The sequence below is a fragment of the Pseudomonas syringae group sp. 243L2 genome (assembly GCF_032587875.1).
GTDB classification, from domain to species: Bacteria; Pseudomonadota; Gammaproteobacteria; order Pseudomonadales; family Pseudomonadaceae; genus Aquipseudomonas; species Aquipseudomonas amygdali.
In genome coordinates this window covers 827,964-849,136 of sequence record NZ_JAWHPL010000021.1, presented here as the reverse complement: position 1 = coordinate 849,136, position 21,173 = coordinate 827,964, and the positions used below count along the sequence as shown (strand labels likewise).

General features: G+C 59.7%; 19 protein-coding genes. 9 read left to right on the top strand and 10 right to left on the bottom strand.

The features are described 5' to 3' along the window. Window positions 1-56: 56 nt before the first annotated feature. The 9 genes from bioF (at window position 57) to RYB66_RS16760 (ending at window position 10,283) form a co-directional block, all read left to right on the top strand. The gene (gene bioF, locus RYB66_RS16800; RefSeq protein ID WP_316894917.1) at window positions 57-1,247 is read left to right on the top strand and encodes an 8-amino-7-oxononanoate synthase; all 1,191 of its coding nucleotides are present in this window, start codon (window positions 57-59) and stop codon (window positions 1,245-1,247) included. Beyond that, window positions 1,240-1,971, top strand: a complete 732-nt coding sequence (locus RYB66_RS16795; protein ID WP_016982666.1) for an alpha/beta fold hydrolase — start codon at window positions 1,240-1,242, stop codon at window positions 1,969-1,971. Before bioF ends, RYB66_RS16795 begins: the two co-directional genes overlap by 8 nt. After that, a complete protein-coding gene (gene bioC, locus RYB66_RS16790) occupies window positions 1,964-2,773 on the top strand; it encodes a malonyl-ACP O-methyltransferase BioC (RefSeq protein WP_046835287.1) in 810 nt (269 codons plus the stop codon). The genes RYB66_RS16795 and bioC overlap by 8 nt, the downstream gene beginning before the upstream one ends. A 30-nt stretch (window positions 2,774-2,803) precedes the next feature. After that, entirely contained in the window at window positions 2,804-3,484 is a 681-nt protein-coding gene (gene bioD, locus RYB66_RS16785; RefSeq protein ID WP_005744043.1) for a dethiobiotin synthase, read from the top strand. Window positions 3,485-3,638: 154 nt separating this feature from the next. Then, window positions 3,639-3,935, top strand: a complete 297-nt coding sequence (locus RYB66_RS16780) for a hypothetical protein (RefSeq protein ID WP_004654758.1) — start codon at window positions 3,639-3,641, stop codon at window positions 3,933-3,935. Between the two features lie 348 nt (window positions 3,936-4,283). Continuing rightward, window positions 4,284-6,089 carry a phenylacyl-CoA dehydrogenase gene (locus RYB66_RS16775; protein WP_002555568.1) on the top strand — a complete coding sequence of 602 codons (1,806 nt, stop codon included), beginning with the start codon at window positions 4,284-4,286 and terminating at the stop codon, window positions 6,087-6,089. Between the two features lie 379 nt (window positions 6,090-6,468). After that, window positions 6,469-7,767 (top strand): sensor domain-containing diguanylate cyclase, encoded by a 1,299-nt coding sequence (locus RYB66_RS16770; protein WP_016982669.1) that lies wholly within the window; start codon window positions 6,469-6,471, stop codon window positions 7,765-7,767. 172 nt (window positions 7,768-7,939) lie between these two features. Then, window positions 7,940-9,718 carry an acyl-CoA dehydrogenase C-terminal domain-containing protein gene (locus RYB66_RS16765; protein WP_057423907.1) on the top strand — a complete coding sequence of 593 codons (1,779 nt, stop codon included), beginning with the start codon at window positions 7,940-7,942 and terminating at the stop codon, window positions 9,716-9,718. Between the two features lie 403 nt (window positions 9,719-10,121). Then, the gene (locus RYB66_RS16760) at window positions 10,122-10,283 is read left to right on the top strand and encodes a YqaE/Pmp3 family membrane protein (protein ID WP_002555565.1); all 162 of its coding nucleotides are present in this window, start codon (window positions 10,122-10,124) and stop codon (window positions 10,281-10,283) included. Window positions 10,284-10,367: 84 nt separating this feature from the next. On the opposite strand, the gene RYB66_RS16755 is transcribed toward RYB66_RS16760, so the two are convergent. The 10 genes from RYB66_RS16755 to RYB66_RS16710 form a co-directional block, all read right to left on the bottom strand. Then, window positions 10,368-12,194, bottom strand: coding sequence for a S9 family peptidase (locus RYB66_RS16755; protein ID WP_005744036.1), 1,827 nt, complete (start codon window positions 12,192-12,194; stop codon window positions 10,368-10,370). Then, complete coding sequence (gene pqqE, locus RYB66_RS16750) at window positions 12,157-13,326, bottom strand: pyrroloquinoline quinone biosynthesis protein PqqE (RefSeq protein WP_005744035.1); 1,170 nt, start codon at window positions 13,324-13,326, stop codon at window positions 12,157-12,159. The genes RYB66_RS16755 and pqqE overlap by 38 nt, the downstream gene beginning before the upstream one ends. After that, complete coding sequence (gene pqqD / locus RYB66_RS16745; protein ID WP_005744034.1) at window positions 13,319-13,603, bottom strand: pyrroloquinoline quinone biosynthesis peptide chaperone PqqD; 285 nt, start codon at window positions 13,601-13,603, stop codon at window positions 13,319-13,321. Before pqqD ends, pqqE begins: the two co-directional genes overlap by 8 nt. Further along, window positions 13,600-14,355 carry a pyrroloquinoline-quinone synthase PqqC gene (gene pqqC / locus RYB66_RS16740; RefSeq protein ID WP_057404989.1) on the bottom strand — a complete coding sequence of 252 codons (756 nt, stop codon included), beginning with the start codon at window positions 14,353-14,355 and terminating at the stop codon, window positions 13,600-13,602. The genes pqqD and pqqC overlap by 4 nt, the downstream gene beginning before the upstream one ends. A gap of 8 nt (window positions 14,356-14,363) precedes the next feature. Beyond that, a complete protein-coding gene (gene pqqB, locus RYB66_RS16735; RefSeq protein ID WP_002555560.1) occupies window positions 14,364-15,275 on the bottom strand; it encodes a pyrroloquinoline quinone biosynthesis protein PqqB in 912 nt (303 codons plus the stop codon). Between the two features lie 88 nt (window positions 15,276-15,363). Next, window positions 15,364-15,438, bottom strand: coding sequence for a pyrroloquinoline quinone precursor peptide PqqA (gene pqqA, locus RYB66_RS16730; protein ID WP_003422658.1), 75 nt, complete (start codon window positions 15,436-15,438; stop codon window positions 15,364-15,366). A gap of 135 nt (window positions 15,439-15,573) precedes the next feature. Further along, the gene (pqqF, locus tag RYB66_RS16725) at window positions 15,574-17,883 is read right to left on the bottom strand and encodes a pyrroloquinoline quinone biosynthesis protein PqqF (protein ID WP_316894914.1); all 2,310 of its coding nucleotides are present in this window, start codon (window positions 17,881-17,883) and stop codon (window positions 15,574-15,576) included. 182 nt (window positions 17,884-18,065) lie between these two features. Continuing rightward, window positions 18,066-18,860, bottom strand: coding sequence for a carbon-nitrogen hydrolase family protein (locus RYB66_RS16720; protein ID WP_005744030.1), 795 nt, complete (start codon window positions 18,858-18,860; stop codon window positions 18,066-18,068). A gap of 15 nt (window positions 18,861-18,875) precedes the next feature. Next, window positions 18,876-20,555, bottom strand: a complete 1,680-nt coding sequence (locus tag RYB66_RS16715) for a flavin monoamine oxidase family protein (protein ID WP_005744029.1) — start codon at window positions 20,553-20,555, stop codon at window positions 18,876-18,878. A gap of 151 nt (window positions 20,556-20,706) precedes the next feature. Next, complete coding sequence (locus tag RYB66_RS16710; RefSeq protein ID WP_005744028.1) at window positions 20,707-21,168, bottom strand: Lrp/AsnC family transcriptional regulator; 462 nt, start codon at window positions 21,166-21,168, stop codon at window positions 20,707-20,709. Window positions 21,169-21,173 lie beyond the last annotated feature (5 nt).

The window sequence follows — 21,173 nt, the reverse complement described above, 5'->3', positions numbered from 1 at the left end:
ACGGGCCGGCCTGCTTCGGCCCGTTTTGAACTGCCATCTTTCGGACCGGGGCCTGCATGTCTTTCGATCTCCGCACGCGCCTCGACGCCCGTCGCGCCGAACATCTCTACCGTCAGCGCCCATTGCTGCAAAGCCCGCAAGGTCCGCAGGTGGTTGTCGATGGTCAGCCGTTGCTGGCGTTCTGCAACAACGATTACATGGGCCTGGCCAACCATCCGGAAGTGATCGCCGCCTGGCAGGCAGGTGCCGAGCGTTGGGGCGTGGGCGGCGGGGCGTCGCATCTGGTGATCGGCCACAGCACGCCGCACCACGAACTGGAAGAAGCGCTGGCCGAGCTGACCGGTCGTCCTCGTGCCTTGTTGTTCTCCAATGGCTACATGGCCAACCTCGGCGCGGTGACAGCCTTGGTCGGGCAGGGCGATACGGTGCTGGAAGACCGCCTCAATCATGCCTCGCTGCTGGATGCCGGTCTGCTCAGCGGCGCACGGTTCTCGCGCTATCTGCACAACGATGTGACCAGCCTGGCAAGCCGCCTGGAGAAATCCGTGGGCGATACGCTGGTGGTCACTGACGGTGTGTTCAGCATGGATGGTGACATCGCTGACTTGCCTGCGCTGGCGCAGGCTGCGAAGGCCAAGGGTGCCTGGCTGATGGTGGATGACGCCCACGGATTCGGGCCGCTGGGTGCAAACGGTGCCGGAATCGTCGAGCACTTCGGCCTGAGCATGGAGGATGTGCCGGTACTGGTCGGCACCCTCGGCAAATCGTTCGGCACCTCTGGAGCATTCGTGGCCGGCAGTGAAGAGCTGATCGAAACCTTGATTCAGTTCGCCCGGCCCTACATTTACACCACCAGCCAGCCACCTGCGCTGGCCTGCGCGACCTTGAAAAGCCTGCAATTGCTGCGTACCGAACATTGGCGTCGCGAGCATCTGGCGAGCCTGATCCAGCAGTTTCGTCAAGGGGCCGAGCAGATCGGCCTGCAATTGATGGACAGCTTTACGCCGATCCAGCCAATCCTGATCGGCAATGCCGGACGGGCTCTGCGTCTGTCGCAGTTGCTACGTGAGCGTGGCTTGCTGGTGACGGCGATTCGTCCGCCGACCGTGCCTGCTGGCAGTGCCCGATTGCGCGTAACGTTGTCTGCCGCGCACAGCAAGGCCGACGTACAGCTATTATTAGAGGCTCTGGAGCAGTGCTACCCGCTGCTGGATGCAAGTGAATCCACGGAGCCCGTCCATGCGTGATCGTTTGATTCTACTGCCGGGCTGGGGCTTGGGCGTTTCGCCGCTGGAGCCGCTTGCCGCCGCGTTGCGCGGGCTTGACGAGCACCTGCGGGTCGAAATCGAGCCGTTGCCGGATATCGACAGCTGCGACCTGCCTGACTGGCTCGACGAATTGGACGCCAACCTGCCGGATAACGCCTGGCTGGGCGGCTGGTCGCTGGGCGGCATGCTCGCCGCCGAGCTGGCAGCACGGCGTGGCGAAGGTTGCTGCGGGCTGCTGACCCTGGCCAGTAATGCCTGTTTCGTCACCCAGGGCGCGTGGCCGAATGCGATGCCCGCGCAGGATTTCGATGCGTTTCTGGCCGGCTGTTCCGCTGACCATGACGCGACCCTCAAGCGTTTCAGCCTGTTATGCACTCAAGGCGCAGTAGACTCACGCGGTCTCGCCCGGTTACTCAAGGCTGGCGCGCCGCACAGCTCCAAAACCGCTTTGGTCGATGGGCTGAAGATACTCCAGCAACTCGATACACGTGGCGCGCTGCAAACCTATCGCGGCCCGCAACTGCACCTGTTTGCCGGACTTGATGCGTTCGTGCCGGCTGAAGCAGCAAGTGATCTGCTGGCCTTGTTGCCGGATGTCGAGGTCGGTCTGATCGAACAGGCCAGCCATGCATTCCTTGTGGAAAACCCCCACGGAGTAGCCGCTGCGATTCACGCCTTTCTGCACGAGTTGGACGATGACTGATCTTTCTATGCCCAAACCGCCCTCTGTCCTGCCGGACAAACGGCAGGTCGCCGCGTCTTTTTCCCGGGCCGCGGGCAGCTATGACAGCGTGGCCGAACTACAGCGCAGCGTCGGCAGCGAGCTGCTGTCGCGTCTGCCTGCGCAGTTCAGTCCGGTTCGCTGGCTGGATCTGGGGAGCGGCACTGGCTATTTCAGCCGGGCACTGGATCAGGTTTTCAGTAGCAGCGAAGGCATCGCGCTGGATATCGCCGAAGGCATGTTGCGCCATGCGCAGCCATTGGGCGGTGCACAGCACTTTGTGGCAGGTGATGCCGAGCACCTGCCACTGCGTGATCAGAGTTGCGGGCTGATTTTCTCCAGCCTCGCTGTGCAGTGGTGTGCGGATTTCGCCGCGGTGCTCCGTGAGGCTCACCGGGTATTGCAACCAGGCGGTGTGTTTGCCTTCGCCAGCCTGTGCGTCGGCACGTTGTACGAGTTGCGCGACAGCTGGCAGGCAGTCGACGGCCAGGTTCATGTAAACCGCTTTCGTCACGAGGATGATTATCGTCAGTTGTGCGCTGCCAGCGGTTTACAGGTGCGCAGCCTGGATGTGTGCCCGCAGGTGTTGCATTACCCCGATGTGCGCAGCCTGACGCATGAGCTGAAAGCGCTCGGGGCGCACAACCTCAACCCTGGGCGGCCCAGTGGCCTGACCGGACGCGAGCGGATCAAGGGCATGGTTCAGGCCTACGAAGCCTTCCGTCAGGAAGCCGGTCTGCCCGCTACCTATCAAGTGGTGTACGCGGTGCTTGAAAAAGCCTGACGGCTCCACGTCATAAGGAAGATTACCGAGATGAGCGCTGCTTATTTCATCACCGGAACCGATACCGATGCTGGCAAGACCACGGTAGCTGCCGGTTTGCTGCATGCCGCCCGCTTGAAGGGCTTGAGCACCGCGGCGGGCAAGCCTGTGGCGTCCGGCTGCGTAGTGACTGCACAGGGACTGCGCAATTCCGACGCGCTGGCGTTACAGGCCGAGTGCTCTGTCGAGCTGGATTACGATGAAGTCAATCCGCTGGCTTTCGAACCGGCCATTGCGCCGCATCTGGCCGCGCGCGAGGCAGGTGTCGTGTTGACGGTCGACTCGTTGCTGAAGCCGATGCAGCATATTCTGGATAAACAGGCCGACTTCACCTTGATCGAAGGCGCTGGCGGCTGGCGCGTGCCCTTGGCCGGGCAGAGCAACCTGTCCGATCTGGCCATTGCGCTGGATCTGCCGATCATTCTGGTGGTGGGCGTGCGTCTGGGCTGTATCAATCATGCGCTGCTGACTGCCGAAGCCATCGCCCGGGACGGTCTGCACCTGGCAGGCTGGGTGGCCAACGTCATAGACGCAAACACCTCGCGGCTGGAGGAAAACCTCGCCACGCTGGTCGAGCGTCTGCCTGCACCCTGTCTTGGACGCGTGCCACGATTGAACGAGGCGAGCGCCGGAAATGTGGCGCAATACCTTGAATTAGGGCAACTGCGCTGACAGCGTCGCTATCTTGCTGACAGGCAACGTTGTTTTGGTTTTTTCAAGAGTCAGGCTATCATGCGGCCTAGTGCCATTAGTCTATTTGTCGAGTATTTCTGCGCAAATGCTGGTTCAATGGCACGTGTTCGTTTTTTGAACTGAGGATCGGCTTATGCAAATCACCATGAACAACACCCTTTATCCGGGCCTGAGCGCTATGCAGGTCGGGCAAGGTCGTGTGGATCAGGCGGCCACCCAGATCGCCAGCTCCAATATCGAAGTGTCGGGCAGAAGTCAGTCTTCCGACTTTCAGCTCGAAAACCTGCGTTCCGTCGACCGCAGCCAGCGTTCTGACCTGTCTGCCAATATTGTCGAGCTCAACGCCGGCAAGAGTCAGGTCGAAGCCGGGGTTGCGGTTCAAAAGGCCAGCGACGAAGCGCTTGGCACTCTGATCGACACTTACGCTTAACATCCTGTGTTCTAAAGCTTCGTGTAACGCCCACGCCGTGCCACACCTGCACGGCGTCGTTTGCTGAATTGCCTGCCATCACCCTCCTGTATCGCCCCCGTAACACCTTCCGCCCTCTACTAAACTTGCGCTTACGTTTTTCCTGCGCCTGATCCCTTTGCCTGCGCGGTCTGTAGAGCAGGGTGGACGAATGGTGCGCGCTTCGCTATTGACAAGGTTTAGGCGTAAACGTATGTTTCAAACACCTGTTTGACCGCAAGGCATACGAGATTGTCTGGTGCTTGAGGCTATGCTTTCAGCGACCGCCCGGTCATTCGTTCCAGGATTCATCAGCAGAGGTTTATCGCTATGCCTGACTACAAGGCCCCCTTGCGTGATATTCGTTTCGTCCGTGATGAGCTGCTCGGTTATGAAGCGCACTATCAAAGTCTGCCAGCCTGTCATGACGCCACCCCGGACATGGTCGACGCCATTCTCGAAGAGGGTGCCAAGTTCTGCGAGCAGGTTCTGGCACCGCTGAACCGGGTGGGCGATACCGAGGGCTGCACCTGGAGCGAGTCGGGCGTGAAGACACCGACCGGTTTCAAGCAGGCTTACAAGCAATTTGTCGAGGGCGGTTGGCCGAGTCTGGCGCATGACGTTGCGCATGGCGGCCAGGGCTTGCCCGAGTCGCTGGGTCTGGCAGTGAGCGAGATGGTCGGCGAAGCGAACTGGTCGTGGGGCATGTACCCTGGCCTGTCGCATGGTGCGATGAACACCATCTCCGAGCACGGCACCCCCGAGCAGCAGGACGCCTACCTGACCAAGCTGGTCTCCGGCGAATGGACCGGCACCATGTGCCTGACCGAATCCCACTGCGGCACTGACCTGGGCATGCTGCGCACCAGGGCTGAACCTCAGGCTGACGGGACCTACAAGGTTACCGGCACCAAGATTTTCATTTCCGCTGGCGAACACGACATGGCCGATAACATCGTCCACATCGTGCTGGCGCGTCTGCCGGACGCACCGGCTGGCACCAAAGGCATTTCGCTGTTCATTGTGCCCAAGTTCCTCTCGGCTGCCGATGGCAGCATCGGTGAGCGCAACGCGGTTAACTGTGGCTCCATCGAACACAAGATGGGCATCCACGGCAACGCCACCTGCGTGATGAACTTCGACGGCGCTACCGGCTACCTGATCGGCCCGCCGAACAAGGGTCTGAACTGCATGTTCACGTTCATGAACACCGCGCGTCTGGGCACTGCGCTGCAAGGTCTGGCGCATGCCGAAGTGGCCTTCCAGGGCGGCCTGCAATATGCCCGTGACCGTCTGCAGATGCGTTCGTTGACCGGCCCTAAAGCACCGGACAAGGCCGCTGACCCGATCATCGTCCATCCAGACGTGCGCCGCATGCTGCTGACCATGAAGGCTTTCGCCGAAGGCACGCGTGCCATGGTGTACTTCACGGCCAAACAGGTCGATATCGTCAAGTACAGCGAAGACCCGGAGCAAAAGAAAGCCGCCGACGCCTTGCTGGCGTTCATGACGCCGATTGCCAAGGCTTTCATGACCGAAGTGGGCTTTGAAGCCGCCAACCACGGCGTGCAGATCTACGGTGGTCACGGTTTCATTGCCGAGTGGGGCATGGAACAGAACGTTCGCGACAGCCGGATTTCGATGCTGTACGAAGGCACCACTGGCATTCAGGCTCTCGACCTGCTGGGCCGTAAAGTGCTGATGACTCAGGGCGAAGCGCTCAAGGGCTTCACCAAAATCGTCCACAAGTTCTGCCAGGGCAATGAGGGTAACGAAGCGGTGCAGGAGTTCGTGACGCCGTTGGCCGCGCTGAACAAGGAGTGGGGCGACCTGACCCTGAAAGTCGGCATGGCGGCCATGAAGGATCGCGAAGAAGTCGGCGCCGCTTCGGTGGATTACATCATGTTCTCCGGTTATGCCTGCCTGGCGTACTTCTGGGCCGACATGGCGCGTCTTGCGGCCGAGAAGCTGGCTGCCGGTACGTCGGACGAGGCGTTCTACCGCGCCAAGATCCAGACCGCGCGCTTCTACTTCCAGCGCATCCTGCCGCGCACTCGCACGCATGTTGCTGCGATCCTGTCGGGCGCTGCCAACCTGATGGACATGAAAGAGGAAGACTTCGGCCTGGCTTACTAAGCCTCGCTGCGGTCATGAAAACCGCCTGATCGCTGATCAGGCGGTTTTTTTATGGGTGCGTTTGGGCTCATTGTTAACACCAATCTCAACGAGACTGTGGGGAGCAATGACCCCCCGGATAACTCTCGTTCCCATCACTGCGCGTGGTAATGCATTTCGTAACGCTCTGCGTCACATCCCAGCCATGGGGCGCTATTCAATCCGGTCCGAGATACAGATAGCACCAACGCCCGCGACTTCCGCAATAAACATTTCCCACCTCCTGCCGTTACAGAAAGTAGCTCGTTTATTGATCCTGCCGATGCATTGTTCGCTGGCGGAGGGCACAATGCCATCAGGCCAGCCATTCATTCAGATGCCGGGTAGGAGATAACCCCTTTTGTTGCGTCCATCAGCTGCGCGATTGAGTCATTTTTTGCCTTCACTGGGTCTGCTGGTGGCGGGGCTTGCGGCTGCGTACGTAAAGGACCTGAACGTCTTCTTCACATCGCTATTCAATGTGCTGCCCACGCTGGTCCTGCTGTTGGGCGGTGCGTATTGCTGTGTTTACCGGCGTCAGCGCGAGCTGTTTCTGATGCTCACGGTGTATATCGCCTACTACCTGCTGGATACCCAGACCGACTTTTACCGCGATAACGGCAAGGTCCGTGAGGATGCGGCGGTGATTTTCCACCTGGTCTGCCTGCTGCTGCCGGTGCTGTTCGGGCTGTATGCCGCGTGGGAAGAACGTACGCATCTGTTTCAGGACATGGTCGCGCGGCTCGCGGTATTGGTGGCGGTAGGTAGTGTGGCGCTGGGTCTTGAACAGAGTTATCCGGTCGAACTGCAACTCTGGCTGGCCGACATCCGCTGGCCTGCATTGCACGGTGCCTGGATGAGTCTGATTCAGCTGTCCTATGCCATGTTCCTGGTGTCATTCGGGGTGTTGATCTGGCAATACCTGGAAAAACCGCGACCGCTGCACGCCGCGCAGATTGTCGGCCTGCTGGGATTGTTCTGGGCACTGCCGAAAACCTTCATCCTGCCGTTCACGCTGAATATCCTCTGCAGTCAGGTGATGCTGATGATTGCCGCCGCCGTGGCTCACGAGGCGTATCAGATGGCCTTCCGGGATGAACTGACCGGACTGCCTGGTCGCCGGGCGCTCAATGAACGCATGCAGCGTCTGGGACGCAACTATGTGCTGGCGATGAGCGACGTTGATCACTTCAAGAAATTCAACGACACCCACGGCCACGATGTGGGCGATCAGGTGCTGCGTCTGGTGGCCAGCAAGCTGTCAAAAATCACCAACGGTGGTGGCAAGGCGTATCGCTATGGGGGCGAAGAGTTCGCCATCGTGTTTGCCGCCAAGACCATTGATGAATGCATGCCGCATCTGGAAGCCATCCGCGAGACCATCGCCAATTACGAGATTCAGTTGCGCAACAAGGACAGTCGCCCTCAGGATGATCAGCAAGGCCGACAACGCCGCGGGGGAGCGCAGGCAGGCAGCGTGTCGGTAACGGTCAGTATCGGCGTTGCCGAACGCCAGCCGGAACATCGCACGCCGGAAGAGGTGCTCAAGAGTGCTGACCAGGCGCTGTATGCGGCCAAGGGGGCTGGGCGCAACTGTGTGGTCGCTTACGGGCAGTTGAACCGGCGCGGCGCTGTTCGTACAACTGAAGCGGCCACCTGAACCAATCCTGCTATTTTTCCCCGTGACCTGCTGTGACTATTCAGTCATGACACGACCCTATGTCTCTGAAATGTTGTTCGGGTAGACTCGTGAAACTCGACTGCTGATCTGCGTCTCTGCATGCATCGATCAGCCTCCAACAGAATTTCGCTCCGTGTTCACGAGGTTTGCCATGGCTGACTACAAAGCGCCACTGCGCGATATGCGCTTCGTCCTCAATGAAGTCTTCGAGGTTTCAAAGCTCTGGGCTCAACTGCCCGAGCTGGCCGAAACAGTCGATGCTGAAACGGTCGAAGCCATTCTCGAAGAAGCCGGTAAAGTGACCAGCAAGACCATTGCGCCGCTGAGCCGTAACGGTGACGAGGAGGGCTGCCACTGGAAGGACACCGTCGTCACCACACCTGCAGGTTTTCCCGAGGCCTATAAGACCTACGCTGAGGGCGGCTGGGTCGGTGTAGGCGGCAATCCCGAGTTTGGCGGCATGGGCATGCCCAAGGTGGTGTCGGCTCAGGTCGAAGAGATGCTCAACTCTGCCAGCCTGGCGTTCGGTCTGTACGCGATGCTCACGTCCGGCGCCTGCGTATCGATAGACACCCACGCCAGCGAAGCGCTCAAGACCAAATTTCTGCCCAATATGTATTCAGGCGTCTGGGCCGGGTCGATGTGCCTGACCGAGGCCCACGCCGGTACGGATCTGGGCATCATTCGGACCCGCGCCGAACCGCAGGCTGACGGTGCCTACAAGATCACCGGCAGCAAGATTTTCATCACCGGCGGCGAACACGACCTGACCGAAAACATCATTCATCTGGTCTTGGCCAAGTTGCCGGATGCACCTCCTGGGCCGAAAGGCATTTCGCTGTTTCTGGTGCCCAAGTTCATGGTCGGCGACGACGGCAGCCTTGGCGAGCGCAACACCGTCAGCTGTGGCTCGATCGAGCACAAGATGGGTATCCAGGCTTCGGCGACCTGCGTGATGAACTTCGACGACGCTACCGGCTACCTGATCGGCGAACCGAACAAAGGGCTGGCGGCGATGTTCACGATGATGAACTACGAGCGTCTGGGCGTTGGTATTCAGGGCCTGGCGTCGGGCGTGCGGTCTTACCAGAGCGCCGTCGAGTATGCGCTGGATCGTTTACAGAGCCGCGCCCCGACCGGAGCGCAGAACAAGGACAAGGCTGCTGACCCGATCATCGTCCACCCCGACGTGCGTCGCATGCTCTTGACCATGAAGGCGTTCAACGAAGGCGGTCGGGCGTTTTCCAGCTACGTCGCCCTGCAACTGGATATCGCCAAGTTCAGCGAAGACGATGCCGCGCGCAAGCGTGCCGATGATCTGGTGGCGCTGCTGACCCCGGTCGCCAAGGCGTTCCTGAGTGATATCGGTCTGGAAACCACTGTTCATGGCCAGCAGGTTTTCGGCGGTCACGGTTATATCCGCGAGTGGGGCCAGGAACAGCTGGTACGTGACGTGCGCATTACGCAGATCTACGAAGGCACCAATGGCATTCAGGCGCTTGACCTGGTGGGGCGCAAGATCGTTGGTTCGAACGGCGCTTTCTATCAGCTGTTTTCGGATGAAGTGCGCCAGTTCATCAATGGCGCGGATGGCGCACTTGACGAGTTCGCCCAGCCGCTGGCAAAAGCCTTGAACATGCTGGATGAGCTGACTGGCTGGGTGCTGGACCGCTCGCGCGGTAATCCCAATGAAATCGGCGCAGCCTCTGTGGAATATCTGCATCTGTTCGGTTACACGGCGTATGCCTACATGTGGGCCATGATGGCCAAGGCAGCACTCGGTAAAGAGCAGCAGGAGGAGTTCTACGCAAGCAAAATGGGTACTGCACGCTTCTACTTCGCACGTCTGCTGCCGCGTATTCACTCGCTGGATGCCTCGGTGCGCGCGGGCAGCGATTCGCTGTACCTGTTGAAGGCGTCACAATTCTGACCTGTAAAAGCCTTGTAAGCATTTGCTTACACTGCGTGGTGCCAATTGACCTCTTCCCAAGAAAGGGATCCAAAGTTAATCTTTGTTCATGGACGTAGCGCAGGACGCGCAACAAGACATAACAGGGACACGTAGGGAAGCCTGCCAGGATGGCGGGGTGAAAGGGAAATCAGGGAAACAGTCTGGAAAGCCCCGCTTCGGCGGGGTTTTCTTTGTCTGCGTTTTAACGATTCGGTTTTTCCTGCCCGCAGTATTCTGTCTTGCGCACGCACCACCAATGCCTGTGGCAGTCATCTCCTGAGAAAGAATAATGGCGTCGTGCCAGAGCCGGTTGAACCCTCACCGACGGCAAGGGTCGATTAGCTGTATGGCCAATCAGAGCCAATTCAATCAGGAGCTTTTCATGGACATCATTCGTATCATTTTCGCCATTCTGCTGCCTCCGGTAGGCGTGTTCATGCAAGTAGGCTTTGCTGGCGCTTTTTGGCTGAATATCCTGCTGACCCTGCTGGGTTATATCCCGGGCATCATCCACGCGATCTACATCATCGTCTCGCGCAAGTAACTCTCGCGCAAGTAACAAGGTCGCCCGACCACGCAGTAGCACTCGTTGATCGTTCCCTGCTGCGGGAACGATCACACGGCTTGATCAGGCATCAAGCACATCCCGATAAAAACGCCATTCTTTCTCCAGAGCATCTGCCAGGTTACCCGCCTTGCGGAATCCATGATGCTCGTCTGCGTAGAAGTGCGCTTCAGTCTTGATGCCGTTGTCTTGCAGGGCTTTGAGCATGGCCCGGGTCTGTTCGGGCACTACCACGGCATCCAGCTCGCCTTGAAAGAAAATCACCGGCACCTTGATGCGGTCTGCGTGCAACAGCGGCGTTCGATCCTGATAACGCTCGATGTCCTTGTCCGGGTCGCCGATCAGCCAGTCCAGGTAATCGCCCTCGAATTTATGCGTGGCCCTGGCCAGTGCTACCGGGTCGCTGACGCCATACAGACTGGCACCTGCACGAAACACATCCTTAAAGGCCAATGCACAAAGTGTGGTGTAACCGCCCGCACTGCCGCCGCGAATGAAGGCCTGTCCTTCGTCAATCAGGCCACGTCCCGCCAGATGCGTGACAACCGCACAGGCATCTTCCACGTCCGCCACGCCCCATGCCAGGTGCAGGCCTTGCCGATAGGCGCGACCGTAGCCGCTGCTGCCGCGATAATTGAGGTCTGCCACGGCGAAGCCGCGGTGTGTCCAGTACTGAATACGTGGGTCCAGCACCGGGTAGCAGGCGGAAGTCGGGCCGCCATGGATGAACACCACCAATGGCGGTTTTTGCGCGCCGGTCATGGCCGGGTAGAAATAGCCGTAGGCCTCGGCTCCACCGCTGGGATAACGCAGCGGCTGAGGGCGGCTGATCAGTTCGGGCGGCAGCGGCGAGCCTCCCCCGGCAAGCACCTGAACACCGGCGTCGTGGCGAGAAATAGCCAGCACGGCAGATGTGCTCACCGCGGATGCCGCGATGCAATACACGAACTCTTCGTCAATGGCGAGGCTGCGAAAGCGGCTGTAACCAACGCTGAAATCCTCGACGCTGCCGTCAGCCTGACAAAGCCCCAGAACACTGGAGCCGTCTTCGATCCAGCTCGCCAGATAGCCATCGTTGATTGGCAGCCAGGTGCAGCTGCCCAGTTGCCAAGGCGCAGAAGCGTGATCGGCCGGGCTGGCGGGCAGCGGCGCAAACCCGGAAGGAGATTCACCCCACGGCTGCCAGAAGCCAGCGCGATCAGTCAGGCAATGCAGGCGACCGTGGGCGTCAAAACGTGGCTGTTGCAGCGACTCTTGTGCGCCTTCGCCTGCAACACACTGCGCAGTGCCCCAGCTGCCGTCGTCTTGTCTCGCTGCACACATCAAGCGGGTGCTGGTCCACGGCTGATGCGGGCGTTGCCATTCGATCCAGGCCAGGCGTTTGCCGTCGGCGCTGATGATCGGCGATGCGTAGAAATCAGCGCCTTCTGCCAGCAATCGGCGCTGCCCGTCAGCCAGATCGATAGCGACCAGCCGATGGGTGTTGTGGTCTTCTTCAACGGCGAGAATCTGACCACCGCTAAAGAACAGGCCGCCATAACGCTTGTCGCCCTCCGTCAGCGCAACCGGCGCGCTGGCGTCCAGCGTCTGGCGGTACAATTGCTGGTCGCGCTCATTGACGAACACTAGCGCGTCGTCGGCCAGACAGAACGAACCACCACCGTATTCATACACCCGGCTGCGAACGCTGAAGCCTTGTGGCGTCAGGCAGCGCTTGCTGTTCGCGTACCAGTGCCAGATACGACAGGCGCCGTCTTCGGGGCGGTATTCGTTCCAGAACAGGCCCGCCGAGCTGACATCCAGTTCGGCGAAGTCGACGCCTGCAGCGACCGCTTGGGCGGCGCTCAGGCGTTCAGGAGGATTTTGCGATGAGTCGTGAGTTTCGGTCATTGCGAAAGGCCAGCTCTTCAATGGTTTGAGTAGCGGTTTCGGACTCGTCGCGAGCCTGAGTGATGATCCCGTGGTGGTAGGACTTGCTGCACACCGGGTCGGCATTGGCAGCATCGCCAGTCAGCATGAAAGCCTGGCAGCGACATCCGCCGAAGTCCTTTTCCTTTTCGTCACACGAGCGGCACGGCTCGGGCATCCAGTCGTAACCGCGGAAGCGATTGAAGCCGAACGAGTCGTACCAGATGTGCTGCATGCTGTGATCGCGCACGTTGGGGAACTGGATCGGCATCTGCCGTGCGCCGTGGCAGGGCAACGCTGTGCCATCTGGTGTCACGGTCAGGAAGATATTGCCCCAGCCGTTCATGCATGCCTTGGGACGCTCTTCGTAATAATCAGGCGTGACGAAAATCAGCTTGCACGGATGATTCTCTGCCTCCAGCCGGGCGCGGTATTCGTTGGTAACGGCTTCAGCGCGGACCAGTTGATCCTTGGTCGGCAGCAGGCCGAGGCGATTCAGGTGCGCCCAGCCATAGAACTGACAGGTGGCCAGTTCGACGAAGTCCGCTTCAAGCGCCAGACACAGCTCGATTATCTTGTCGATGCGGTCGATATTGTGCCGATGGGTGACGAAATTCAGCACCATCGGGTAGCCGTGCTTTTTGACCGCCTTGGCCATCTCCAGTTTTTGCGCGAAGGCTTTTTTCGAGCCGGCGAGCATGTTGTTGACCTGCTCGTCGCTGGCCTGAAAGCTGATCTGGATGTGGTCCAGGCCTGCTTCCTTGAAGGCGATGATCTTTTCTTCTGTCAGGCCGATGCCCGAGGTGATCAGGTTGGTGTAGAAACCCAGGCGCCGGGCTTCGGCGATCAACTCGGCAAGGTCCTGGCGCACCAGCGGTTCGCCGCCGGAAAAGCCGATCTGCGCCGCACCCATCTCCCGCGCTTCCTGCATGACCTTGAACCACTGCTCGGTGGTCAGCTCCTGGCCCTGTTTGGCAAAATCCAGCGGGTTGGAGCAATACGGGCATTGCAATGGGCAGCGATAGGTCAGCTCGGCGAGCAGCCACAATGGCAGCCCGACCTCGGGAGTGGGCGGTATGTACGGGGTGTTGGTGACGGGGGCCAGGTCAGACAAGATCGATCCAGTTTTTCTTTTTGGCGCCTTCCATGAACTCGTCGACGTCCATGCCCAGTTCGGGAACATTGGGGAACTGCTGCTGAAGCTCATGAATGATGGCGGTGATAGTGCGCTTGCCATCGATCAGCCCGCCAATCAGGGCCGCGCTCTCGTTAAGTTTGATCATGCCTTCAGGGTAGAGCACCACATGCGCCTTTTGCGCAGGCTCGTACTGAAAGCGATAGCCTTGATGCCATTTGGGTGTCAACGCTCGGAACTGCGGATCGTGCTTCATAGCGTAATCCCCTTATGCCAGACCTTTTGGTCTGTAACGCTGTGATACGGCGGGCGGTTCAGCTCGTAGGCCATGGACATCGCATCGAGCATGCTCCACAGGATATCGAGCTTGAACTGCAGGATTTCCAGCATGCGCTGCTGGCCTTCATATGTAGTGTAGTGCTGTAACGTGATGGCGAGGCCGTGTTCCACGTCGCGTCGGGCCTGGCCCAGGCGAGTGCGGAAATACTCGTAGCCGGCCGGGTCGATCCACGGGTAATGCTGCGGCCAGCTTTCCAGGCGCGATTGGTGGATCTGCGGCGCGAACAGTTCGGTCAGCGAGCTGCTGGCCGCTTCCTGCCAGTTGGCGCGGCGGGCGAAGTTCACGTAGGCGTCGACGGCAAAACGCACGCCTGGCAGCACCAGTTCCTGCGAGCGCAGTTGGTCCGGGTCGAGCCCGACGGCCTGGCCGAGGCGCAGCCAGGCTTCGATGCCTCCGTCTTCGCCGGGCGCGCCGTCATGATCGAGCAGGCGCTGAATCCACTCGCGACGGATTTCGCGATCAGGGCAGTTGGCCAGAATCGCCGCGTCCTTGAGTGGAATGTTCACCTGATAGTAGAAACGGTTGGCGACCCAGCCCTGAATCTGCTCGCGGGTTGCACGACCCTCGTACATCGCCACATGGTACGGGTGATAGATGTGGTAATAGGCACCCTTGGCGCGCAAGGCCTGTTCGAATTCGGCGGGGGACAGTGCAGTCGCTTCGCTCATGTCAGCTCCTAAAGCTCGATGCTCATGCCATCGAAGGCCACTTCGACGTTGCGACGAACCAGCTCCGCACGTTCCGGGGAGTCTTCGTCGAGAATCGGGTTGGTGTTGTTGATGTGGATAAGCACTTTGCGCTGCTCGGGAAAGCCTTCGAGGACTTCCAGCATGCCGCCGGGGCCGTTCTGCGCCAGATGGCCCATTTCCCGGCCGGTACGCGTGCCCACGCCACGGCGCTGCATTTCGTCGTCATCCCACATTGTGCCGTCGACCAGCAGGCAGTCGGCGTCACGCATTTTCTCGGCCAGTGCTTCATCGACCTTACCCAGGCCCGGGGCATAGAACAGCTTGCCGCCAGTGCGGGTGTCTTCGACCAGCAGGCCGATGTTGTCGCCCGGGTGCGGGTCGAAACGGTGTGGCGAATATGGTGGTGCGGCGCTGCGCAGCGGGAATGGCGTGAAGCGCAGGTTCGGGCAGGCGGGGATCACGAAGCTGCCTTGCAGCTCGATACGATTCCAGTTCAGGCCGCCGTTCCAGTGCTTGAGCATTTCGAACAGCGGGAAGCCGGTGCTCAGGTCTTCATGGACCATGTCTGTACACCAGACCTGGTGCGGGCAGCCTTCGCGCAGGCTGAGCAAACCGGTGGTGTGGTCGATCTGGCTGTCCATCAGCACAATGGCGCTGATGCCGGTGTCGCGCAATGCGCGCCCCGGCTGCATCGGCGCAAAGCTCTGCAGTTGCGCACGGATATCCGGTGAGGCGTTGCACAGCACCCAGTTTATGCCGTCGTCGGACAGCGCAATCGACGACTGGGTCCGCGCGTGAGCACGCAGGCTACCGTCGCGAAAACCTGCGCAGTTGACGCAGTTGCAGTTCCACTGGGGGAATCCACCGCCAGCAGCAGAACCTAGAATCTGGATGTACATGACAGCTCCTGGCACACGTTCTGAAATAAAAAACAGCCACAACCATAAAAAAAGCCCCGGCGAACCGAGGCTTCACAGCGCACTGAAATCAACGGCTTGCGAAGTACATGGTGACTTCAAAACCGATACGCAGATCAGTGTAAGCAGGTTTAGTCCACGACATAAAAATCTCCTCGGATAAGTGCTGCGGTTGGTGACTACATCTTAGTGCATCGCTGAAGGCATACGTTCAGATAGTTAGGGAGCTATGTTACTCAATTTAACAATTGCGCAGGACTGGAATCTGCAGGAAAGACCATTACCGTTCAGGTAAGGATAGCGGGATGGCCGCGTTGGCAGGGCGATTGGCCACGATCAGCCAGCCGCCAGTGGCATTGGTCAGCTGCTCCGTAGAAGTGAGTAACGAGTGTGTATCCAGATTTGACAGAGCGCGTTGCAACGCCTGCGAGTGGCTACCCTGATGGCCGGCAAGATGCGCTTGCCACTGCATGTCTGCCTGCTGCTGGTCCGGCATGCTCGACGGCTCGAATTGGGCTGAAAGGGCTTTTATCTGCTCAGACACATCTGCGTCGCTAACCCACTCGGGCAATCTGCCGATGAACGTCTCAATGTGCTGAAAAAGCTGCCCTGCGTCGCAGGAGGGCGATTGAACACCAAACAGTAATCCGGTCCTTCCATTGATCAGTCTGATGCCACTGAACACGGCGTAACCCAGTTGCAGCTCGACCCGCAGCCGCTGGTAGAAGAGCGCTTGTGACACGTGCGCGAGCAACCGCCACGCAGCTTCATCTTCAATGGAGGCCGTAGGGGCCGGGCAAAACACCAGCACTGCGTCTTCCGACGAGGACGATGCTTCAGTCGTCCAGCGTTTGCCTGGGAAAGTGGCGGGCTGCTTTGGCGAGTCTGTTTGCCGAACACCCGGTGCTGCATTCAATGTGGCGTCTATCAAGGGCTGGCTGGCAGCAGAGAAGCCACTGGCGAAGCTGATCCAGCGCGAAGCCGCCCATACGCTTGGCAGATCGCCAACCGTCAGCTGCGGTTCGCTGCTCAGGTAATGATCGGCAAGCTGTTTGAGCAACTGACGAATCGGAATCAGCTCAGGTTCGTCGCCTGCCAGCGATGCGGGCTCAGCGCGCTGCAGGCGATGCAGGGCGTGTTTGATAACCGCAACCATCGGCTCGCGCAGGCCGTTCAGTTGAAGCTGCCAATAAGGCCCGTAAGCACTGAACGTCAGGGTCACACCGGCCTGACGTGCGTCTTCGATCAATGGCTTGAGCCCTGTATAGAGCATCCGCCAGAGGGTTGGCTGCGGGGAGGGCAGTTCCCAGCGCAGATAAAACGCGGCTTCATCGCTGTTGGTGAATGCCGTATCGAGAAACGGATTCGGCGCTGGCAAACGCCAATTGACCTGCTCGATGCTGTGGGTATCGGCGAGTGCGGAGCCGACCAGCGCGTCGGGCGTGAAATGTTCAAGCAGCACGCGCAATGCCTCTTGGCCTTGCGCGCTTAACTGCGCAGGCGTCTCGCGACAGTAATGATGTGCCAGCGCCAACGCACCGAGCATGTGCAGGCGTCGTTTTTCGAGGCGTTGGTATTGCTCGACCAGCACCGGCCAGTGAGCCTTGAAAAAATCGAGCCAGCTGAAAAACAGGCTGTTGAGGGTGAGAGTGTTCGCGAGGGCATCTTTCAGTTCGATATCAAGCAAGAGCTGCCCGCCGAACTGGTACAGCGGTGCGGCTTTCAGGGAGCTGGCACAGCCCCTCTCGGCCAGCTCGGCAATCAGTCCGCCCGGCTGAGCTGCATTAAGCCAGTGACAGAAGAACGCCACTGCTTCGTCAGACTTTTCCGGCAAGCCCTCAAAGGCAAACAACAGGTGGTTTTGCTCGTCAGCCTTTGGTCGATTGGCAATCAGCGGTGGGGACGGTTGCTGTATGGCCTTCACACCACTGGCGAACATTGCGCCATGGTTGATTGCGAGTGTTTCCAGCTCGGCGATTGGTAGCGGCCCACTCAGGCACAGGGTCATCTGCCCTGCCTGATAGAAGCATCGATAAAAGTCCTGCAACGCCTGTTGAAAGGCGGGGTTGGGCACTGACAGGCTGTAACGATTGCCAGCATGAAAGCCGCGCAGCGGATGCTGTGGATTGATCGATGCCAGCCGGCGAGCCTGATCGCGTGCTGCGCTATCGCCGACCCAGGCGATGAACTCGGCGTGCAGCACTTCGCGCTCGCGCAGTTGATCGGCCATGGTCATGCGCGGACGGGCGAGCATGTCGCACAGTCGCTCCAGCCCTTGGGCAAAGACCGCCTGCGGCAGCTCAAAGAAGAAGTCAGTGGTGCGTTCGCGTGTGCTGGCATTGACCTGACCGCCATGGCGCTGCACGAACGTCATCAGGTTTTCGCTGGCAGGGAAGCGCTCGGTGCCGAGGAACAACAGATGCTCCAGAAAATGCGCCAGCCCCGGCCAGGCCTGCGGCGCATCATGGCTGCCCGCCGCTACGCGCAATGAAGCTGCGCAGCGCTTGAGGCGCGGTTCGTGACACAGCACCACATTCAGGCCGTTGGCCAGCGTGAGGCGTTTGATGTCAGAGGAAGGCGGGGCAGGCATGAGGGTGTCCACGGCAGCAGGGAATGCAAAGCATCATGCTAGCGGATAACCGGCGAAGTTCGCGAGCATGGCTGAACCAAGGCAGGACGCGGAGCGTCCAGAACTGCATGCCGACGCGGAGCGTCGCGCGATAGTCGAGATCGTCATTCCAGTGTAGGAGCGCCGAGCGTGACGCCTCGGGATCAAGTCAGCGACGTATACAGCCCCGGTCGACGATCGACGAAATAGTCGTTCACCGTCCTGGCCTGGGCCAGCAATGCCTTTTCCAGCGTCCCCACCAGCAAGCCTTCGTCCTGACCTGCCAGCAGTGGGCGGCTGCCGTCCGGTGCGCAGAGGCTGCTTAGCCCGCAGTAACGAATCGCGCCTTCGCTGCCGCAATAGTTGGCGTACACCACGTAGCAGTGGTTCTCGAACGCTCGCGCCCGTACGGTCACTTCACAGACAAAGTCGTAAGGCAGCATGTTCGCGGTCGGCACCAGAATCAGTTCGGCCCCTGCCAGCGCAAGCCGACGGGTGTTTTCAGGAAACTCCACGTCGTAGCAAATCAGCATGCCCAGACGCCAGCCGTTCAATTCGACCACCGGGTAATGATCCTCGCCTGCTGCGAACATCGACCTGTCCAGCTCACTGAACAGATGGGTCTTGCGGTAGTTGCACAGACGTGTGCCCCCGCTGTCGATCAACTGCACGGCGTTGTATACCTGTTGATCAGGCCCGCGCTCCGGATAGCCGTACAGAATCGCAATGCCGCTGGCTTGCGCGATGGCGGCAATGCGCGACGCTGCCGGACCATCCTGCGCTTGCGCCAGTTCACTGACCGCCTGTGCACCGATGTTGTAGCCAGTCAGGAACATCTCCGGGCAGATCAGCAGCTGTGCCCCTTGCTCTGCGGCAGCCTGGGACTGTTTTTCCAGGCGCGTCAGGTTGCCGCTTATATCCAGCGGCAACGGCGAGCATTGATACAGTGCAATGCGCATGGGGGTTTCCTTCTGTCAGTCGCCCAGTGCAATCGGGCCGATTTCATGAAACACGTCACCGGGGCCTGGGTTCTCGGCGTGAGTCTTGCCACCGAAGTGGTTCATGATGCCCCACACGGCGTTGAGCGATGTCTGCACTGCGCCTTCAACCCAGGCCGGTGTCCAGGATACATCGTCACCGGCGATGAACATGCCGCGCTGTTCGCTGGGCATGTCCTGCTGCATGAAGTGCGCGTACATGCGCTGGTTATAGCGGTAATGGCCCGGCAGCGCACCTTTGAAGGCACCCAGGAAGTGCGGGTCGGCCTCCCACGAAACGGTGATCGGGTCGCCGATGATGCGCGCCGCGATGTCCACTTTCGGATAGATCTTCTTCAGCGCATCAAGCGCCAGCTTCACACGCTTCTCGATAGGCTGCGGCAGCATCTTCAGCGCATCGCTCATCCACGAGTAAGACAGGCAGATCACGCCCGGCTTGTCGTCGCCGTTATCGAACAGGTAAGTGCCACGGGTCAGGCGGTCGGTGAGGGTCATGCTCATCAGATCGCGACCGGTTTCCGGGTCCTTGTCCTTCCAGAACGGACGGTCGACCATCACGAAAGTCTTCGAGGATTGCATGTAGCGCGTGCGGTCCAGGGCCATCCACATTTTTTGTGAGAACAACGATTCTTCGCACTCGATCTGCGTGGTCAGCAGCCAGCTCTGGCAGGTGGTCAGCACGGCGGCGTATTGCCGGGTGTCGCCCCAGTTGTCAGTCACGGAAAAGCTTCCGTCCTCGGCGCGAGCAATGCGTTTTACGCCAGGACGCGGTGCGCCGCGGTGCAGCGAAGACAGGCTGGTGCCCTTGGGCCAGTGTGCGCAACGCTCGGGCACATGGCTCCACAAACCGACCGGCACCTGCTGCACGCCGCCCACGATCAGGTGCTGGTGCTCATCGCAATTGGTCATCACCACGCGGAAGATTTCCAGCATCGAGTTGGGGAAGTCCGAGTCCCAGCCGCCCGTGCCGAAGCCTACCTGACCAAACACCTCGCGATGATAGAAAGACAGTTTGGCGAAGGCCTTGGACGTCGCGACGAAATCATAGAAGGTGCGGTCATCCCACAGCGGCACCAGCTTGTTCCACAGCTCTTTGAGGCGCGGCACATCACGGTCACGGATGGCCTGCTGGATGTCACCGAACTGCGAGCCGCTTTCCAGTGCGTCGGCCCAGGCGTCGGCCACTTCCTGAAACAGCGCCGGCAGATCCGAGAGCATTTGTGCGTAATAGGTGGTGCCTTCCAGGTCGATGACGGTGCTGCCTGAAGCGGCGGTCAGCGGGTTGGGAAAGGGCTTGGACTCAAGGCCAAGTTTGTCGACGTAATGAAAGAATGCGGTCGATGACACCGGAAAACGCATGCCGCCCAGTTCGGCAACGATGCCTTTGGCACCTTCAAACTCTTGCGAACGCAACCGCCCACCCATCTTGGAGGCTTCGTACACCACTGGTTTGAGGCCCATCTTCATCAGCTCGTAGGCCGCCACCAGCCCGGCGATACCAGCACCGATAATCGCCACTTCCGCGCCATGATTTTCAGCCGGGATACTGCCCAGACCTTTCGGGTGTTCGATCCAGTCATCGAAGGCGAAGGGGAAGTCGGGGCCGAACATGGTGATCGGCTTTTTGCCGTTGGCGGGGTGACGGTTGTTCTTCATGACGGACCTTGATGGGCAACGGCGAAAAACAACAGTCTAGAGAAGCGCGGGCACGTAAATAAGACGCAAAGTGTCGTCGATATGCTGTTTGTTTGTGCTAAATGACGAACCTGCCGGCCATTTTGCATGGTTGCGTCTGACTACTGCTTGCTCATACCGGTTGCCCACGGTCGATCTTGCTGCTGAGAATGATCGATGTGGTGGTTTTTTCCACGCCATCCACGCTGCCGATCAGGTCCAGTAACTGGTCCAGTTGCTCCGGAGAATCCGTACGCAGCCACGCGACGTAATCGAACTCGCCACTGACCGCACATAACTGCTGCACCTGCGCCATGGCGCTGAGTCGGCGTAGCACTTCCTTGCCCGAACGAGGTTGCACGGTGATGCCGACATACGCCTGCAATCCGCCACTGACCACTCGCTGGCCAAGGCGCACGCCATAGCCGGTAATCACCTTGCTGCTTTCCAGACGTGCCAGCCGGGAGGTGACGGTGGTACGGGCGATGCCCAGTTGACGGGCGAGCATGGCGACGCTTTCGCGTGCATTGATTTGCAGCGCTGCGATCAACTGTCGATCAATTTCGTCCAGCACGGGCGGGTGGGTATCGGGCACGGGTA